The organism is Stenotrophomonas sp. STEN018, assembly GCF_056760235.1.
The window spans coordinates 112,689-130,047 of the sequence record NZ_JBRREK010000007.1; the positions used below are offsets into that span (position 1 = coordinate 112,689).

Below are 17,359 nucleotides of genomic sequence, written 5' to 3' on the forward strand. Positions count from 1 at the left end.
TCCAGATCCATTAATTAATCGAATTCACACTAGTCGCAGCGAACGCAGCCGAGCAATCATTGCCTCAGCCGCCCCCACAGCGCTCATGGACCCCGTGACTTCCATCCGGGCAATCGCCCCTTTTCCAGCAACAACCTCCGGCGACGAGGCAAGGAGCCGCATCCAATTCGCAGCAACGCCTATATCTGCCTCAGCCCATACACCGTTTCCCGCATGCAGATACTGCCCCTGCCGAATTGAAACCAGGCGACAAGGCACTAGGCAACTGTTTTCCGCGTTCATGAAATCGAGGTTTCCCGACCAGGCAGTACCAATCACCGGCTTACCCATGGCCATGCATTCCGCCATCCCAAGCCCCAGGCCCTCGGCACGATGCAGTGAGACATAGGCATCGGCTGTCTGTTGCAAAGCACGCAGCTGCCAAACCGTCAGGACTTGATCGCGAATCAATACGCGCCCATCCCCCCTCGCATACTGATGGAGCTTGCGAAGCTCATGCATATGACGATGGCCGTTACTACTTTTCAGAACAAGCTGGACCTTCTCCGACCCCTTCGGAAAAGCCAATTTAAACGCATCCAATACCGCATAAGGGTTCTTGCGGTGGATTGATGAATTGAAATCAAAGGTACAGAGGAAGACAAATGCGTCCGCGTCCAGATCGAAATCCGCACGTGACACATGCATTGCGGCGGCAGTACTTATTGGATGCGGAACGCGAACCACAGGCTTGTCGGTTATTCGACGGAAGGCCCTCTCGATGAAATCGGTGGCAACCCACACTTCGTCCACGCTATCCAGCGCCGCCAGCCAACCGTCTGGAATGACGTCAAGCTCCCAGAACCAGAAACCGATCGTATAACCGCCCGGCCGCAGCTTGGACTGCACTTCCTGGAAGTGATCCGGATTTACAAACACGATATTCACCGGGTGAACAGGCATATCCGACACCAGCGTAGACAATCGACGATCTCCGCACGAATGCGGGATATCAATACCTGCATCGATCAATGCCACCGGGTAACCGGCGCCCAACAGCGCCTCGGAATACCGCCTCGATGTCTCACCCAAGCCGAACTCACCATAGAGGTATCCGTAGATGTTCACCCCCGGCCCCAGGTTTACATCAACCGGTGGAAATACCCTCTGTACTGAATCGTCAGGGGTGAGGTTCTTTATGCGAGGCAACGCCGAAAACTTAAAACGCGCCAACTCCCGGCCGATCCACTTCTGGGACAGCCAAGATCTGAACGCACGCAAAATCCGCCAAGGGCGCTTATGTTCTTCCGAGGCCTGCCGGTTCAAGCTGAGCCTGCCTGCTTTACTGAAGAGCCCATTCCAGATCCCCACGCAAATCCTCAACATCCTCAATCCCCACACTCAACCGCACCAGCGCATCACTGATGCCCAGCTGTTCGCGGCGAGCCACAGGAATGGAGGCGTGGGTCATCACCGCCGGGTGGTTGACCAGGCTTTCCACGCCGCCGAGGGACTCGGCCAGGGTGAACAGTTCGGTACGCTCGCAGAAACGCTTGGCGGCTTCGAAACCGCCTTTGAGCACGATCGAGACGATGCCGCCGTAGCCGGCCATCTGCTTGCCCGCCAATGCATGCTGCGGGTGCGAGGCCAGGCCCGGGTAGATCACCTTCTCAACGGCAGGATGGGTTTCCAGCCAGGTGGCCAGTTCCATCGCGTTGGCGCAATGCGCCTTCATGCGCAGCGGCAGGGTCTTCAGGCCACGCAGGGCCAGGAAGCTGTCGAACGGGCCCTGCACGCCACCGATGGAGTTCTGCAGGAAGGCCATCTGCTCGGCTAGCTCAGCGTTGTCGCCGACCACTACCATGCCGCCGACCATGTCGGAGTGGCCGTTCAGGTACTTGGTGGCCGAATGCAGCACCAGGTCCGCTCCCAGCTCCAGTGGACGCTGCAACATCGGCGAGGCGAAGGTGTTGTCCACCACCACGATAAGACCGTGACGCTTGGCGATGGCGGCCACCGCGGCGATGTCGACGATCTTCAACATCGGGTTGGTCGGGGTCTCGATCCACAGCATCTTGGTCTTCGGCGTGATCGACGCTTCGAACGCAGCCAGATCGGTCAGGTCGACGAAGCTGAAGTCCAATGCGGCGGTGCGGCGACGCACACGCTCGAACAGGCGGAAGCTGCCGCCGTAGATGTCATCCATCGCCACCACGTGGCTGCCTGCATCCAGCAGCTCGATCACGGTGGAACTGGCCGCCATGCCCGAGGCGAAGGCGAAACCACGCGTACCGCCTTCCAGCGAGGCCACGCAGCGCTCGTAAGCGAAGCGGGTCGGGTTATGCGTGCGCGAGTACTCGAAACCCTGATGCTCACCCGGGCTGGACTGTGCATAGGTCGAGGTGGCGTAAATCGGCGGCATTACTGCGCCGGTGCTGGGGTCAGGCGACTGCCCGCCGTGGATGGCCAAGGTGGCAAGCGACAAGGCGCGCTCGCCATCCTGGCTGCGTGAATGCTGATCCGTCATGAGGGCTTCCAGCTAAAGGGGCGAAATTCTATCAGTGGTGTCTGAATCTACCGTAGCCCGCCATTATGAGGGGCCGTGCCAGGAATTACTGAACCCGGCGACGCAGGTAGTTCAACAGGTCGATGCGGGTGATCAAGCCGAGGAATGCGTCACCATCGGTGATGATTGCCACCTGGCCGCGGTCAAACACCGGCAACAGTGCTTCGATCGGCGATTTGACGTCCAAACGGTCGAGCTTGCTGACCATGGCCACCGAGACCGGGTCGCGGAAGCGGGCTTCATCGCCATAAACGTGCAGCAGCACGTCACTTTCGTCGATGATGCCGACCAACTGGCTGCCATCCATCACCGGCAGCTGCGACACGTCGTACAGCTTCATGCGCTGGTAGGCGGTGGTCAGCAGGTCCTTCGGGCCCACCACCACGGTGTCGCGCTGGCTGTACGGGCGCAGGATCAGGTCGCGCAGGTCGCCGAACTGCGGGCGTTCCAGGAAGCCGTTGTCCAGCATCCAGTAGTCGTTGTACATCTTGGACAGGTACTTGTTGCCGGTATCCGGCACCAGCACCAACACCTTCTTCGGCGTGGTCTGCTCGCAGCAGTACTTCAGTGCGGCGGCCAGCAGGGTGCCGGTGGACGAGCCACCGAGGATGCCCTCCTTGCCCAGCAGCTCACGCGCGGTGTGGAAGCTCTCGGCGTCGCTGATGGCGTAAGCCTTCTTGACCCGGCTGAAATCGGCGATATCCGGCAGGAAATCTTCGCCGATACCCTCCACCAGCCAGCTGCCGGACTTCTCGTTCAGGGTGCCCTCGTTGATGTACTCGGCCAGAATCGACCCGACCGGGTCGGCCAACACCAGCTCGGTCTTGGGCGAAAGTTTGGCAAAGGCGCGCGACAGGCCGGTCATGGTGCCGGAGCTACCGCAGCCGAACACGATGGCGTCCAGGTCACCGCCCATCTGCTCGATGATTTCCGGACCGGTACCGAATTCATGCGCGGCCGGGTTGTCCGGGTTGCCGAACTGGTTGATGAAGTAGGCGCCCGGGGTACGGTCGGCGACGGTCTTGGCCAGATCCTGGTAGTACTCCGGGTGGCCCTTGGCCACGTCCGAACGGGTCAGCACCACCTCGGCGCCCATGGCCTTGAGGTTGAAGATCTTTTCCCGGCTCATCTTGTCCGGTACAACCAGAATGAGCTTATAACCCTTCTGCTGCGCCACCAGCGCCAGACCCAGACCGGTATTGCCGGCGGTGCCTTCCACCAGCGTCGCGCCTGGCTTGAGATCGCCACGCTTCTCGGCCGCCTCGATCATCGACAAGCCAATACGGTCCTTGATCGACCCACCTGGGTTGGCGCTCTCCATCTTGAGATACAGCTCGCACACGCCTGCATCCAGACGCTGCGCCTTGATGATTGGCGTATTGCCAATGAGTTCGAGAATGGAGGAATGGATGGGCATCGGTTTGATTCAGATCGCGCCGCACAGCGGCCGGACCGATGATTATCCGATGGTTGTGTAAGAAAGTCAGGCATTCACACCTTCAGACACTGTAACCACGCTAGCAAGTGACGCGGACAATGGCGGCCGACGAGGAGGCCGCCACCGTCCGCGACATAAACGGTCTAGCGTGGGGAAGGTTCAGTTGATGCTGTTTTCGTAAATCCGCAGGAGCTTCTGCTTGGCCAGCAGTTTTTCCCGTTTCATCTGTCCCAAGGTGACCCCATCAATCGGGAGTACACCCAGCTCCGCGTCCATGCATTTCTTGTTCAGCTTCTTATGCTGTTGGTAGAGCTGCTTGAACTCCGGGTTGGCCTTGGCCAATGCGTCGATTTCACTCTGCGGCTGCCCTTCGAACATGACTACCTCCTTCATGCAGAAACAAGAACGCCCCGGCCTGACGGCACGGGGCGTTGCTGGATTGGAAAGCCGGACCTGCCCACTGTGGCACCACCAACCGTCTTCCGGCCAACCTGCCAGGAGCTATCGGTTACTGGTTCGCGCCACGCTTGCACCGGCTCGGCCCTCCGTTGTCCGGGCGACGAGAGTGCCGCCCGGACAATTGACCCTACGCCTGCAAAAAGGTTCCGGCAAGGGCTGCACGGGAACGTTTGCTGAATATCCAAACCACGCCACATTCAGTCTCGCGCGAATGACAAAAACCTAACAAGTTCAGCCATTTAAGTTTGTCACGGGGCGATAATAACTTCCGCTGAACGGGCCCGGGTGGAGGCTGCTTTCTTGCCCGTCACCTGGATCCGGCTGGCGGCAACGCCGCCCGCCACCAGCGCGTCCTTGAGCGCCTGTGCGCGCCGCTGACCAACGCCGTTGGCGCTGTCATAGGCCTCGATCACCACCCGGCCTTTCTTGCCGATGTTCAGGTATTCGGCCAGCGCCTTGGCCTGGTTGCGGGCGCCGCCGGACAGTGCAGCCTGGCCCGCCGCGAACGCATCGCCGGCAAAGGTGTAGACCTCACCCCGACCATCAAACTTGGAGGCCGGCAGCTTCTGCCCGGAGACCAACTCGGCCTCTTCGCGGGCCAGCTTGGCCGCGTTCTGCTGGGCCGCACTCAAACGCTGCTGCTGACGGCCGGCAACGTTGGTCAGCGCGGTTTCCGCATCCTGGCGGGCCAACGTCTCGGCTTCGGCGGCCAGGCGCAGGCGCTCGGCCTCTTCGGCCTGGATCTGGGTCTGTACCCGCAATTGCTCTGCTTCCTGACGGGCACGGGCGGCATCGCGGCGGCTGGCCTCGATCAGCAACTCGCTGCGGGTCCGCTCCAGCTCGTCCACCTCGCGCCGCGCCAGCGCCGTGCGGCTGGCCGCCTCGGCAATGGCGACGCGACGCTCAGCCAGATAACGGGCATCGTCCAGCTCCTTGCGCTTGGCCTTGGCCAACGCTGCGATGGCTTGCTGGGCCTGCAGCTTCTCGAACGAAGCCACATCGGCGGTGGCCATATCGGCCTGCAGCACCATCAGCCGGTGACTCAGGGCACCCACCGCCGGGTCTTCCGCCGCCAGCGCCGACAAGGGCATGGCCAACAGGCCGACAACCACCAGATTCCTGATCCGCATCAGCGTCCCTCCCCTGTCGCCAACTGGCGTTGCAGCTGCGCTACCTCGGCCTTGCGCTGGGCCAGCTGGGCCTGTGCGACCGCTTCCTCGCTCTGCGCACGCGCCAGATCGGCATCGGCGGCAGCGCGCAGCGCCAAGATTGGTGCCTGTTTGCGCAGCCGGCGGTCACTCGCAGCCTGCTGGGCCTGACCCAGCTGCTGGCGGGCCATCGCCATCGTGTCCGGCGCGTACTGGTCAGCGTCGGCGCGATCGGCCTTTTCCACCGCCTGTTGTGCGGCAAGCAATTCCATTGCGCCTGGATCCTGCGCCAGCGCACTGCCGCATAGCACGAATGTGCAGGCGGTAGCACACAGGAATAGTCTCAATTGTGCGAAGCTAGATTTCATTGGGGAGCCGTGGCTTGGGTGACTGAGCGCGGCCATTGTGGTCAAGCCAGAGGCGTGCTTGCAACGGCACGCCGCCGTTTGTTGGGGAAAATTTCGCATGGATATCGGCTATTTCTTGAAGCTGATGACCGAAAAGAACGCTTCGGACATGTTTTTGACGACCGGAGCGCCGGTTTACATCAAGATTGAAGGCAAGCTGTACCCGCTGGGCAATACCGGTCTGCCACCGGGGATGGTCAAGAAAATCGCCTATTCGCTGATGGACGAAGGCCAGGTGCCGCAGTTCGAGCGCGACCTGGAACTGAACATGGCCATCGCGTTGGCTGATGCCGGACGTTTCCGCGTCAACGTGTTCAAGCAGCGCGGCGAAGTTGGCATGGTGATCCGTGCGATCAAGAGCCGCATCCCCAGCATCGAGGAGCTCAACCTCCCGCAGGTGCTGAAGGACGTGATCATGACCCCGCGCGGGCTGGTACTGGTAGTCGGTTCGACCGGCTCGGGCAAGTCGACCTCGCTGGCCTCGATGATCGACCACCGCAACAGCACCTCGACCGGACACATCCTCACCATCGAGGACCCGATCGAGTTCCTGCACAAGCACAAGCAGTCCATCGTCAACCAGCGCGAAGTCGGCCTGGATACCCACGCCTTCCACAACGCGCTGAAGAACGCGATGCGTGAGGCGCCGGATGTGATCCTTATCGGCGAAATCCTGGACGCCGAGACCATGGAGGCAGCCATCGCCTTCGCCGAAACCGGACACCTCTGCCTGGCCACGCTGCACTCCAACAACGCCGACCAGACCATCGAGCGCATCCTCAACTTCTTCCCGGAAAGCGCGCACAAGAACGTCTTGATGAACTTGTCGCTGAACCTGCGCGCGGTGGTTTCACAGCGTCTGGTCAAGGGCAAGGACGGTCGCCGCCGCCCGGCGACCGAGGTGCTGCTCAACACGCCGATGATCCGTGACCTGCTGCGCCGTGGCGAAGTCCACACCATCAAGCAGGCGATGGAAGAGTCGCTGGAAGAAGGCATGCAGAGCTTTGACCAGTGCCTGTTCCGTATGGCCAAGGACGGCATCATCGAGCAGGAGGAAGCGCTGCGCGCAGCCGACTCACGCGATGGTCTGGCGCTGAAGTTCCGCCTCTCCGAAGGTGGCAGTGGCGAACATGATCCGTATGCGGATTTTGCGGTGTCGGTGCCTGCGGCGATCACGCACGGGTTCTGAGCAGGCGTTTCGTGCGACAAGAAGCCCCGCATTGCGGGGCTTCTTGCTTCAGAGCCGAGTAGACCCAGGCTTTTGTAGGAGCGGCGTAAGCCGCGAAGCTACTGATGGATCCGGGCTGCAGCTTCGTCGGGCATTGGGTCATCTGCTGCTTCGGATGCAATACCGGCTTCGCGGCTTACGCCGCTCCTACATGGCATATCCGCTTCGCGGCTTACGCCGCTCCTACACCCACCAGCCGGGCTAAACCGCGTCGATCTGGTTTTCCGGGCGGGCTGCATCAAATGCCGGCAGCGCCAGGCAGGCTTCTTCAATCCGCTGCAAGGTCGGATACGGGGTCAGGTCCAGATGGAAGCGACGGGCGTTGTACAGCTGCGGCACCAGGCAGCAGTCGGCCAGACCGGGCTCGGCGCCATGGCAATAACGGCCAGTATCGAACGAACCTGCCAGCATCGCCTCCAGCGAGGCAAAACCAACCCGCATCCAATGCAGCGTCCATTCGTCGCGCTCGGGCTGCGGCACATTCCATTCGCGGTCAAAAAACTGCATCACCCGCAGGTTGTTCAAGGGATGGATGTCGCAGGCCACCTGCTGCGCCAATGCACGCACGCGTGCACGGCCACCCGCATCCGCCGGCAACAGGGCTGGCTCGGGGAAAACCTCGTCCAGGTACTCAAGAATCGCCAGCGACTGGGTCAGTACACGCTCGCCATGACGCAGCGTCGGCACCAGCTCCTGCGGGTTCAATGCAGCGTAATCCGGCGCATGCTGTTGGCCGCCATCACGCACCAGATGTACTGGCGTGAGCGCGTACTCCAAGCCCTTCAGGTTCAAGCCGATGCGCACGCGATACGCGGCACTTGAGCGCCAATAACTATAGAGCGTCAGCCCTGCTTCCATGTCAGATTCCCCCATCACCTGCCAGCACAATAGCGGCTGGCGGTGAGGATTCCTTCACCACCAGCACAGTCAACACGCGAACCGTTTTATCAGGGACGCGAAGCCTGCTCGATGCGCTGTTCAATCGCACCAAAAATGCTGGCGCCGTCACGGTCCAGCATCTCAATGTGAACCACATCACCAAAACTCATGAACGGCGTCGACGGCTTGCCATCGCGCAGGGTCTCGACGGTGCGCTGCTCGGCGAAGCAGGATGCGCCAAGTGCGGTGTCTTCATTGGCAATCGTGCCCGAGCCGACAATCGCGCCAGCCGACAACGGACGGGTCTTGGCCGCATGTGCAACCAACTGGGCGAAGTTGAACTGCATGTCCACGCCAGCTTCCGGCGCGCCGAACCACTTGCCATTGATGTGGGTCACCAGCGGCAGATGCAGCTTGCTGTCCTGCCAGGCAGCGCCCAGCTCGTCCGGGGTAACGAACACCGGGCTCAGCGCCGAGCGCGGCTTGGACTGCAGGAAGCCGAAGCCCTTGGCCAGTTCGCCCGGGATCAGGTTGCGCAGGCTGACGTCGTTGACCAGACCGACCAATTGAATGTGGCCAGCGGCCTGCGCCGGCGTCACCGCCATCGGCACGTCATCGGTGATGACCACGATCTCGGCTTCCAGATCGATGCCGTAGTCCTCGCTGATCACCTTCACGGAGTCGCGCGGGCCGTAGAAGCCGGCGCTGGTGGCCTGGTACATCAGTGGATCGGTGTAGAAGCTTTCCGGCACTTCGGCGCCGCGCGCCTTGCGCACCCGCGCCACGTGCGGCAGATAGGCGCTGCCATCGACAAACTCGTAGGCGCGCGGCAGCGGCGCGGCCAGCGCCTGCATGTCCACGGCGAACTCACCTTCAACGGTGCCGGCATTGAGCTGCTCGGACAGCGCGTTCAGGCGCGGGGCCAGATTGGACCAGTCTTCCAGCGCCTGCTGCAGGGTGGCGGCAATGCCAGCGGCCCGTACCGCACGGGTCAGGTCACGCGAAACCACGATCAGAGTGCCGTCGCGGCCGCCATCCTTCAGGGAACCAAGCTTCATGGGAGTGTCCAGTCTGCGGAGAAATAAGTTTCAATTGTAATGAATAAGCCAGCTACCACCAGCCTCACCAGCCGAATGCTGAACGGGCGTTTTTGTGCCGGCCGAAACAATCCCTTAGACTAGCGCGGTCTGCCAGCGGCCGTCCGTTTCCCTCAGGGATCGCCGGCGGTGCAGGATCAGCGGCCATCTGGCCCATCCGCCCGCCCGCCCCCACTCCGACGCCTATCGTCACGCATTCCAGCCAGCGCACCGCGTTGGTTGCATCCAGATCTTGCAGCGCGGTTTACGGGAACGCTCCGAGATCAGCTGGTCTTCAATGATCAGCAACGCAAGCCCCTTCGGGCGCGCGTTCTTCATGTTTCGGAGTACTCCATGTCGTTTGAAAACCTGGGCCTTGCGCCCTTCCTGCTGCGCGCGCTCGCCGAGCAGGGCTATGAAAACCCGACCCCGATCCAGCAGCAGGCCATTCCGCTTGCGCTGGACGGCCGCGACCTGCTGGCCGGCGCACAGACCGGTACCGGCAAGACCGCCGCGTTCGGCCTGCCGCTGCTGCAGCACCTGGCCACCTCGCCGCAGAGTGTGGGCAATGGCCCGCGCCGCCCGCGCGCCCTGGTGCTGGCACCCACCCGCGAACTGGCTACCCAGGTGCATGACAGCCTGCGTGGCTACAGCAAGTACCTGCGCATCCCCAGCGCCTGCATCTACGGCGGCGTCGGCATGGGCAACCAGCTGGACATCCTGCGCCGTGGCGTCGACCTGCTGGTCGCCTGCCCGGGCCGCCTGATCGACCACCTGGAGCGTCGCAGCGTCGACCTGTCCGGCGTCGAAATCCTGGTGCTGGACGAAGCCGACCGCATGCTCGACATGGGCTTCCTGCCCTCGATCAAGCGCATCCTGGCCAAGCTGCCGCGCCAGAACCGTCAGACCCTGCTGTTCTCTGCAACGTTTGAAGAGAGCATCAAGCAGCTGGCACTGGAGTTCATGCATAACCCGGAGCAGATCCAGGTCACGCCGAAGAACACCGTTGCCGAGACCATCACCCACCGCGTGCACCCGGTAGACGGCGCGCGCAAGCGTGAGCTGTTGCTGCACCTGCTGGCTGAAGACTCCCGCGTGCAGACGCTGGTGTTCGGCCGCACCAAGCATGGCTGCGACAAGCTGGCCGACTTCCTGGAGAAGTCCGGTATCAAGACCGCCGCGATCCACGGCAACAAGAGCCAGGGCCAGCGCCTGCGCGCACTGGCTGACTTCAAGGCCGGCCGCGTGACCGTGCTGGTGGCTACCGATATCGCTGCCCGCGGTATCGACATCAACGAGCTGCCGAAGGTCATCAACTACGACCTGCCGATGGTGCCGGAAGATTACGTGCATCGTATCGGCCGTACCGGCCGTAACGGTTCGACCGGTGAGGCTGTCTCGCTGGTTGCCCAGGACGAAGCCAAGCTGCTGCGCCAGATCGTGCGTCTGCTCGACCGCGACATGGACATCCGTGACGTGCCGGGCTTTGAACCGCACACCCCGATTCGTTGGGGCAACAGCGCGCCGGGCAAGGCTGAGCATCCGGGCGGCCACAAGGCACCGCGTCGCGGCAACGGCGGCCATGCCGCACGTCGCCCGACTGGCGATGCACCGCGCGGCGGCCGTGGCGGCCAGCCGCAGAAGCCGGGCGGCCAGCGTAATGCCGGCAATGGCCAGCAGCGTCGTGATGCACACCCAGGTGGTGGTCAGCGTCGTGGCGGTGGTGGCGGCCGTGGTCAGAGCCGTACCAGCGCCTGATTCCAGCGTTTTGCTGGGATAAGATGCAAAGAAAGGCCGACGCATTGCGTCGGCCTTTCTGGTTTCTGGGTGTTGCGCTTTGGCTTTGAGCTTTGGCTTTGAGCTTTGGCTTTGAGCTTTGGCTTTGGCTTTGGCTTTGGCTTTAGCTCTGGTTCTATCCCTTCTCCCGTTTACGGGAGAAGGTGCCTCGCAGGGGCGGATGAGGGCGGCTTTTGGCCTTTCCGATACCCATACCCACTGGCCGAGAAAAGCAGAACAGCACGGTGCTATGCACCGCTCCCTCACCCCAACCCCTCTCCCGCAAGCGGGAGAGGGGCTATGAGCACTGCGGGGCTAAAGCCTTACTCCCCGCGCTGGCGCGGTGTGCTCAGGTGGTTCGCCTGCAGCAAGGCATTGAGCAACAAGCGCTCGGTGCCATGCCAATACTTGCGGTGTGCCGGATCATCGGCAAACAAAACCACGTTGCCGTTGCCAGTCGGCACCACCTGCAGATAGCTGGAACCCGATACACGTGCACGATTGGCGTCGGACAGATAGCCATTCACCACCGGCTCGCGATCAATGTTCACCACATTGAGGAAAGCATTCTTCACCGGCTCGAACACCAGCCCGCCTTCCTTGTTGACCCAGATGCGGCGCTGCTGCACACCAAAACCCAAAGGATGAGTCGGGTCTATATCGGCGCTCAAAATGTTGCCGCTGACCCGGCCCAGCGCGAACACATCGCGCACCGTACCGAAATCCAGACGCTCAGCCTCATCCTTCTTGTCGGCTTCGCGCAGCTTGGCTTCAGCCAGGCCCTTGTCGATGGCCCAGCGCGCGCCGCTGCCATACACCACCAAAGAGCCACCAGCAGCAATCCAGCGCTTCAGCGCAGCCACACCAGCATCGCTGACATTGGCATAGGTGCCGCCAGACAGCACGATCGACGTATAGCGCGCCAGATCAACGCTGGCCAGCTGCGCAGGATCCAGCTTGCTCGACGGCAGGCCCAACGAGGTGTCCAACGAGAACCAAGTCGAACCAATTTCAGTGGCTGACACACCCTCGCCCATCACCAGGGCTATGCTCGGTGTGCGCAATACACGCACATTGTCGCTACCCAGATCGATGCCGCTGGCAGCGCGGCCACTGGCCAACGCGTAGACCGTAACCCCAGCCTCCTGCGCACGCGCCAACACCTTGGCCTGCAGGACATCCGCATCCAACGTCTGGCCTGCAACCGGAATCACCACCGCGCCGTGGCCAAACGCCACATCACCAGCCGCAGTAACAGCAGTAAACGGCTGATGTGCGGTGCGCACCCGCACGTTGTCGCGCAGTAGACCGCCCAGCAGACGGTAGCTGCCGAAGTCACGCGCATCGGCCACATAAGCAAAACCTGCACGGCCGCCGCTGATACCACCCTGCGTTGCGGGGACCGCATCCACAACCGCACCGCTCGGCACCGCACCGCGACTACCCGCATAACGCAGCCCGTAAGCAGGTGCTACCGCATACGAGGTACCGCTGTAGAACACATCGCCCTTCACCGCCGGGGTGAACTCGAAGATCGAATGCGCGAGTCGGAATTGCGGCTGTCGCGCCGGCACCACATAGGCCGAACCGGCCTGGAAGCGCTTGCCATCTACTTCCACATCCCGCGCCAGTGCATGCACCTCGATGCGATGTTGCAACAGAACCCCCAGCAGCTTGCGCGTCAACGTGGCATCAGCTGCATCGCCAAACACCCAGTCATGCACCGGATAGGCCGCCGCCTGCTTCAAGGCACTGCGGAAAAACTCCTTCTGCAGTGCAAACAAACGATCACGATCCTCAACAACACCACGCACGCTGGCCAAACCCGTCGCCACCTGGTTGCGAACGGTGAAGTTGAAATGCAACGGGCCATTCACAGATTCCTGCACCAAGCCACGCGAACTGGCCTGCTCCACGGTCACGCCTACCGCACCATGGAAATCCGGATAGGTCGAGCCATAGATCGGCGAGAAATTGTCGAAGTTCTCACCGGTGTAATACAGCGAGCCCAGATCATCCAAGGCCTTGGCATGGAAGCGCGCCAACCACCTGTTCGCCTCATACGAGGACTTGGGCAGCAGCGGGCTTTCCATGCTCTTCGGCGACGGTTCGAAGTAGTAGGTGCTGTCCTTGCCCATCTCATGGAAATCGATCTGGATGTTCGGGTACCAGCGATGGAATTGTGCAACCTTCGGCCAGCTGTCAGCCTGCGCCAGCGCCAGCCAATCGCGATTGAGATCGGTGAAGTAGTGATTGACGCGGCCACTCGGGAAGGGCTCGACGTGTTCCTTGTCCGCCGGGTCGGCCGATGGCGGACGCGAACCCCAGCCGTTATGCCAGTTGGCGGCGCGATCACGCCCATCCGGATTCTGTGCCGGATCGATCACCACCACCGCATGGTCCAGCCAGCGCGCGGTTTCGACGTCCTGGTTGGCGGCCAGATAGTAGGCGGTGAGCATCGCCGCTTCACCACTGGATGTTTCGTTGCCGTGCACGCTATAGCCCAGCCATGCAACCGCTGGTGCATCGGCACTGGGTAATGGCTGCGCGGGATCAACCATTGCTTGCCGCTGCGCAGCGATCTCGGCGCTGCGCGCATGGTTGCGTGCCGAAGTAATGGTTACCAGCAACAACGGGCGCTGCTCGTAACTCTGGCCGATGACCTCGACCTTGACCTTGTCCGAGACCCGCGCCAGTTCGTTGAAGTAGGCCACCAGCTGGTCGTGGCGGGTGTAATGGCTGCCGATCTCGTAGCCGAGGAATTGTTGCGGCGATGGCACCTTCGCATCGAACTGCTGCGCGGTGGGGAAGTAGTAGCTGTTCTGGGCGTAGGCCGGCGACAGGCTGACAAGTGTTGCCAGCAACAGGACTGGCAGCAGACGTTTGAAGCGGAACGACATGGATGTAGCACTCCCCTATTGCATGAACGTTGTTGCGAATAATTTCTGGCAGCACGGCCTGTAGTGGGGGGGGGGGCGCGCCGCAGCGGCGGGGCGGGGGGCCGCCGGCCAGCCACCCCGCCAACCTGCCCGCGCCCCCCCCCCCCCCCCCACTACAGGAGCTGCCCTCTCCCGTGAACGGGAGAGGGGCTAAAGCACCGCGGGCTTTCAGATCAGAAGCGGTAATCAAAGCCCAGCGTGTAGTAGCGCCCACGCAGGTCGTACTGGCTGAAGTCATACGGTGCGCGCACACCCGGGAAGGTGGCGTCGTACGGTGGCTGGCGGTCGCCGATGTTCTGCACCTTTGCGTAGACGGTCAGCTTGTCGATGCCGGTGTAGCCCAGGTACAGATCGAATTGGCTGTAACTGGCAACCTGCTTCTGCACGGCCTTGGCGGCGGCGCTACCTTGCTGGTCATAGCTGCTGGTGTAGTACCAGGTCAGCGCGGTGCGCCAGTCACCCAACGCCCAATCCAGCGTGGTGGTGGCCTTGGTGTCCGGCAACGACGGGCCGAGGTTGGAGCCGGCGTAATCCACCAGCGGGCCGCCCACAACCTGCGGACGCTTGTAGTCGATGACATAGGTCAGCGCCGAAGACAGACCAAAATCACCTGCTGCAGCTGTCTGCCAACGCTGACGCAACTCGATATCGATACCGGAAGTCTCCAGTTCACTCAGGTTCTGGTAGCGGTTGTAGACCGCCAGCAACTTGCCGCGCGAATCACGCAGCACATTGGCCGGATCGTTCTCTGCCACCAGCGTGGTGGTGTTGCCGGTGCCGATCAGGTTGTCCAACTTGATGCGGTAGTAATCCACGCTCAGGTTCGTGTTCTGCCACGGCGACAGCACGAAGCCGGCGTTGAAGCTGCGCGTGCGCTCCGGATCGAGATTGGTATTGCCGACGGTGAAGAAGGTCGGGTTCTGGCGCGAACCCGCGACGTCGGGATCATGCGGATCGACCACCGAGCCATACGCGATGCTGGTAGATGCCGAGTTCTCCGACAGCGACGGCGCACGGAAACCGCGCGAGGCGGCAGCACGCACCAGCAACCAGTCCAGCGGCTGCCAACGCAGGCCGAGCTTGGGCGAGAACGCATTGCCGAAGTCACTGTAATGATCGGCGCGTGCTGCAGCCTGCAGTTCCAGCGTGCTGTGCAGCGGAACGCTTACTTCCGCATAGGCGGCGCTGACCTGGCGCTGGCCGTGCACTTCGGCGATGGCCGGACGCACCTGCAGGCCTGCATCGATCTGCCAGGGATTGTTGGAATCGAGCTTTTCCTGCCGCCATTCGGCACCGGCGGCAAAGCCAATCTGGCCGGCCCAGGTTTCACCCAGAGTGCCGGAGACCTTCGCGTCTACACCCTTGAGCACCGAATCAGCCGGACGCAGTGTGCTCAGCCCAATCGCAGCAAGTACCGCAGGATCAGTCGCAGACGGCTTGAGCAGGTTGTAGCTGCCTGATGCCAGCGCGTCGTACAGCGCCCAGCGGTTGGCGAAGCCACCTGACACCGTTTCGCGCTGTTGGCTGGCAGCCTGGAATGCACCCAGTTCCCAATCCCACTTCTCGCCCTGCCCGCGCAGGCCCAGCACGCCACGATAGGAACGCGAGCGGTTGGTCTTGATAGTGCCGCCAAGGTTGAAGAAGGTGTATTCGATCGGCACATCGACGCCGTACGGGTTGTACGGATTGCCCGCCGGCAGTGTTGAGCGCACCGGCTCGGCCAGGCCGGTATCGGCGTTGAGCGCGAAGCGACCGCTTTCCAGAGTGAAAAACGGACTGGAGCCGAACCAGGACACGCCCTTGATGTCGCTGTAGATCACATCGGCGAAGGCTTCCACCGAGTCGTTGATGCGCAGCGTGCCATTGACGTAGGCCTGCCAACGCTTGGTCGACGGGATCAGCGTGGTGTACGGCGCCTGGTTGAAGGCGCAGGTGTCACCGGCCAGGCCGTCGATCGGGCCGCTCGCGGTAAGTACGGTGCCTTCCGGGCAGTTGCCGGCGGCATCGAGCATCGGCACCGACTTGCCGCCGATCAGATAACGCGCGCCCTTGGCCGACCAACCATTCCAGCGACCACCTGCCTTGTCGGTATAGATGCCCGAGCGCGTGAGATCGCGCTGATCCTGGTCCAGACGGTCCCGGTTATAGCCTTCCAGCGACACCAGGATGTTGTAACCATCGCGGTCCAGATCGCCGATGCCGCCAACGAACTTGAGGTTCTGCTGGTCCAGCCCACCGGCTTCGGAGGTACCGCCACTGACGCCGACTTCGGCACCTTCAAAATTCTGCCGGGTGATGATGTTGACCACGCCGGCCACCGCGTCGGAGCCGTATACCGCCGAGGCGCCGTCCTTCAGTACTTCAATGCGCTCCACCGCTACCAGCGGCAGCGCGTTGAGATCGACGAAGGTGTCCGACAGACCACCAGACGGGAAACCGTAGTTGGCCAGGCGACGGCCGTTGAGCAGCACCAACGTATTCTTCTGCGACAGGCCACGCAGGCCGATGCCGGCCGAGCCGGAGGCCCAGCCGCTGTTGCTGGTTTCGTTGCTGGCGTTGCCGGTGTTGGCGGAGATCGAACGCAGCAGGTCAGCCACACTGGCCTTGCCGGTCTGTTCCAGTTGCTGGCGTTCGATCACCTGCACCGGGTTCGCGGTTTCAGTATCGGTGCGCTTGATGTTGGAGCCGGTGACGCGCACTGCATCGAGGGTCTTGCTGCCGTCGGCAGCGGCTTCGGCCAGGGCGAGGGAGGGAGCAGCGATGGCAGCTGCCACCGCGAAAGCGAGCAAGGAACGAGTAGGCATGGAGTCCGGGAGAGGTGAATGACAACGCCAGCAGTACCTCACAACAGTCAAATGTCCGGCCAATCACTTTGTTGCATTCGCACATAACCATCCGTTACATCGCTCCATCCGGATGGATATGAAATTATGACTGGCATCACAGGCGCATACGCGAGGAGACGGTGGCACCCTACAATTGCGCCCATGGATATTTTCAAGGTTTTCACCCTCGAAGCCGCACACCGGCTGCCCAACGTTCCGGTCGGCCACAAGTGCTCGCGCCTGCATGGCCACTCGTTCCGCGTGGAGCTGCGGGTCAGCGGCGAACCCGGCCCGGAGACCGGCTGGATCATGGACTTCAGCGATCTGAAGGCCGCCTTCCAGCCGCTCTACGACCAGCTCGACCACAACTACCTCAACGACATCCCCGGCCTGGAAAACCCCACCAGCGAACGCCTGGCGATGTGGATCTGGGAAAAGCTGAAGCCAGCGCTGCCGCTGCTCAGCGAAGTAGTGGTGCATGAGACCTGCACCTCCGGCTGCAGCTACAAGGGCGACAAGGCCGCCTGATCGCAGCGGTAGGCGGTAGTGGGGGGGGGGGGGGGGGGGGGGGGGGGGGGGGGGGGGGGGGGGGGCGGGGGGGGGGGGGGGGGGGGGGGGGGGGGGGGGGGGCGGGGGGGG

Annotated in this window: 14 protein-coding genes; 3 read left to right on the top strand and 11 right to left on the bottom strand. The window is 62.4% G+C overall.

Annotated features, from left to right (window positions below; translation table 11 throughout):
- Positions 1-24: 24 nt before the first annotated feature.
- The 6 genes from ACVOMB_RS04710 to ACVOMB_RS04735 all read right to left on the bottom strand — a co-directional run bounded on the left by ACVOMB_RS04710 (position 25) and on the right by ACVOMB_RS04735 (position 5,958).
- Positions 25-1,305 (bottom strand): glycosyltransferase, encoded by a 1,281-nt coding sequence (locus tag ACVOMB_RS04710; protein ID WP_481530109.1) that lies wholly within the window; start codon positions 1,303-1,305, stop codon positions 25-27.
- A gap of 16 nt (positions 1,306-1,321) precedes the next feature.
- Complete coding sequence (locus tag ACVOMB_RS04715) at positions 1,322-2,506, bottom strand: cystathionine gamma-synthase (RefSeq protein WP_481530110.1); 1,185 nt, start codon at positions 2,504-2,506, stop codon at positions 1,322-1,324.
- An 85-nt stretch (positions 2,507-2,591) separates the two neighbouring features.
- The gene (locus tag ACVOMB_RS04720) at positions 2,592-3,962 is read right to left on the bottom strand and encodes a pyridoxal-phosphate dependent enzyme (RefSeq protein ID WP_481530111.1); all 1,371 of its coding nucleotides are present in this window, start codon (positions 3,960-3,962) and stop codon (positions 2,592-2,594) included.
- A 180-nt stretch (positions 3,963-4,142) separates the two neighbouring features.
- A complete protein-coding gene (locus ACVOMB_RS04725; protein ID WP_481508019.1) occupies positions 4,143-4,361 on the bottom strand; it encodes an HP1242/YdcH family protein in 219 nt (72 codons plus the stop codon).
- A gap of 329 nt (positions 4,362-4,690) precedes the next feature.
- Complete coding sequence (locus tag ACVOMB_RS04730) at positions 4,691-5,572, bottom strand: OmpA family protein (RefSeq protein WP_481530112.1); 882 nt, start codon at positions 5,570-5,572, stop codon at positions 4,691-4,693.
- A complete protein-coding gene (locus ACVOMB_RS04735; protein ID WP_481530113.1) occupies positions 5,572-5,958 on the bottom strand; it encodes a DUF4398 domain-containing protein in 387 nt (128 codons plus the stop codon). Before ACVOMB_RS04735 ends, ACVOMB_RS04730 begins: the two co-directional genes overlap by 1 nt.
- A gap of 97 nt (positions 5,959-6,055) precedes the next feature.
- Between ACVOMB_RS04735 and ACVOMB_RS04740 the strand changes: the two genes are divergently transcribed.
- Positions 6,056-7,186, top strand: coding sequence for a PilT/PilU family type 4a pilus ATPase (locus tag ACVOMB_RS04740; protein WP_481530114.1), 1,131 nt, complete (start codon positions 6,056-6,058; stop codon positions 7,184-7,186).
- Positions 7,187-7,426: 240 nt separating this feature from the next.
- On the opposite strand, the gene maiA is transcribed toward ACVOMB_RS04740, so the two are convergent.
- The 3 genes from maiA to ACVOMB_RS04755 form a co-directional block, all read right to left on the bottom strand.
- Positions 7,427-8,083 (bottom strand): maleylacetoacetate isomerase, encoded by a 657-nt coding sequence (gene maiA / locus ACVOMB_RS04745; RefSeq protein ID WP_481530115.1) that lies wholly within the window; start codon positions 8,081-8,083, stop codon positions 7,427-7,429.
- Between the two features lie 89 nt (positions 8,084-8,172).
- Positions 8,173-9,162: a fumarylacetoacetate hydrolase family protein gene (locus tag ACVOMB_RS04750; protein ID WP_481530116.1), complete on the bottom strand. Its 990-nt coding sequence runs from the start codon at positions 9,160-9,162 to the stop codon at positions 8,173-8,175.
- Between the two features lie 228 nt (positions 9,163-9,390).
- Positions 9,391-9,519 carry a hypothetical protein gene (locus tag ACVOMB_RS04755; RefSeq protein ID WP_481513736.1) on the bottom strand — a complete coding sequence of 43 codons (129 nt, stop codon included), beginning with the start codon at positions 9,517-9,519 and terminating at the stop codon, positions 9,391-9,393.
- Between the two features lie 15 nt (positions 9,520-9,534).
- Between ACVOMB_RS04755 and ACVOMB_RS04760 the strand changes: the two genes are divergently transcribed.
- A complete protein-coding gene (locus tag ACVOMB_RS04760; RefSeq protein WP_481530117.1) occupies positions 9,535-10,938 on the top strand; it encodes a DEAD/DEAH box helicase in 1,404 nt (467 codons plus the stop codon).
- Between the two features lie 341 nt (positions 10,939-11,279).
- On the opposite strand, the gene ACVOMB_RS04765 is transcribed toward ACVOMB_RS04760, so the two are convergent.
- Together ACVOMB_RS04765 and ACVOMB_RS04770 are read right to left on the bottom strand one after the other, a co-directional pair.
- Positions 11,280-13,856, bottom strand: a complete 2,577-nt coding sequence (locus ACVOMB_RS04765) for a M14 family zinc carboxypeptidase (protein ID WP_481530118.1) — start codon at positions 13,854-13,856, stop codon at positions 11,280-11,282.
- A gap of 212 nt (positions 13,857-14,068) precedes the next feature.
- On the bottom strand, positions 14,069-16,699 hold the full coding sequence (locus ACVOMB_RS04770) for a TonB-dependent receptor (protein WP_481530119.1): 2,631 nt from the start codon (positions 16,697-16,699) through the stop codon (positions 14,069-14,071).
- Between the two features lie 183 nt (positions 16,700-16,882).
- Between ACVOMB_RS04770 and queD the strand changes: the two genes are divergently transcribed.
- Positions 16,883-17,248: a 6-carboxytetrahydropterin synthase QueD gene (gene queD / locus ACVOMB_RS04775; RefSeq protein ID WP_282272587.1), complete on the top strand. Its 366-nt coding sequence runs from the start codon at positions 16,883-16,885 to the stop codon at positions 17,246-17,248.
- The last annotated feature ends 111 nt before the right edge of the window (positions 17,249-17,359 follow it).

Coding starts and splice junctions, on each gene's coding strand:
- ACVOMB_RS04715 (WP_481530110.1), bottom strand. CDS start 2,506: ATGACGGATCAGCATTCACGCAGCCAGGATGGCGAGCGCGCCTTGTCG.
- ACVOMB_RS04740 (WP_481530114.1), top strand. CDS start 6,056: ATGGATATCGGCTATTTCTTGAAGCTGATGACCGAAAAGAACGCTTCG.
- ACVOMB_RS04725 (WP_481508019.1), bottom strand. CDS start 4,361: ATGTTCGAAGGGCAGCCGCAGAGTGAAATCGACGCATTGGCCAAGGCC.
- maiA (WP_481530115.1), bottom strand. CDS start 8,083: ATGGAAGCAGGGCTGACGCTCTATAGTTATTGGCGCTCAAGTGCCGCG.
- queD (WP_282272587.1), top strand. CDS start 16,883: ATGGATATTTTCAAGGTTTTCACCCTCGAAGCCGCACACCGGCTGCCC.
- ACVOMB_RS04730 (WP_481530112.1), bottom strand. CDS start 5,572: ATGCGGATCAGGAATCTGGTGGTTGTCGGCCTGTTGGCCATGCCCTTG.
- ACVOMB_RS04750 (WP_481530116.1), bottom strand. CDS start 9,162: ATGAAGCTTGGTTCCCTGAAGGATGGCGGCCGCGACGGCACTCTGATC.
- ACVOMB_RS04765 (WP_481530118.1), bottom strand. CDS start 13,856: ATGTCGTTCCGCTTCAAACGTCTGCTGCCAGTCCTGTTGCTGGCAACA.
- ACVOMB_RS04735 (WP_481530113.1), bottom strand. CDS start 5,958: ATGAAATCTAGCTTCGCACAATTGAGACTATTCCTGTGTGCTACCGCC.
- ACVOMB_RS04760 (WP_481530117.1), top strand. CDS start 9,535: ATGTCGTTTGAAAACCTGGGCCTTGCGCCCTTCCTGCTGCGCGCGCTC.
- ACVOMB_RS04770 (WP_481530119.1), bottom strand. CDS start 16,699: ATGCCTACTCGTTCCTTGCTCGCTTTCGCGGTGGCAGCTGCCATCGCT.
- ACVOMB_RS04720 (WP_481530111.1), bottom strand. CDS start 3,962: ATGCCCATCCATTCCTCCATTCTCGAACTCATTGGCAATACGCCAATC.
- ACVOMB_RS04755 (WP_481513736.1), bottom strand. CDS start 9,519: ATGAAGAACGCGCGCCCGAAGGGGCTTGCGTTGCTGATCATTGAAGAC.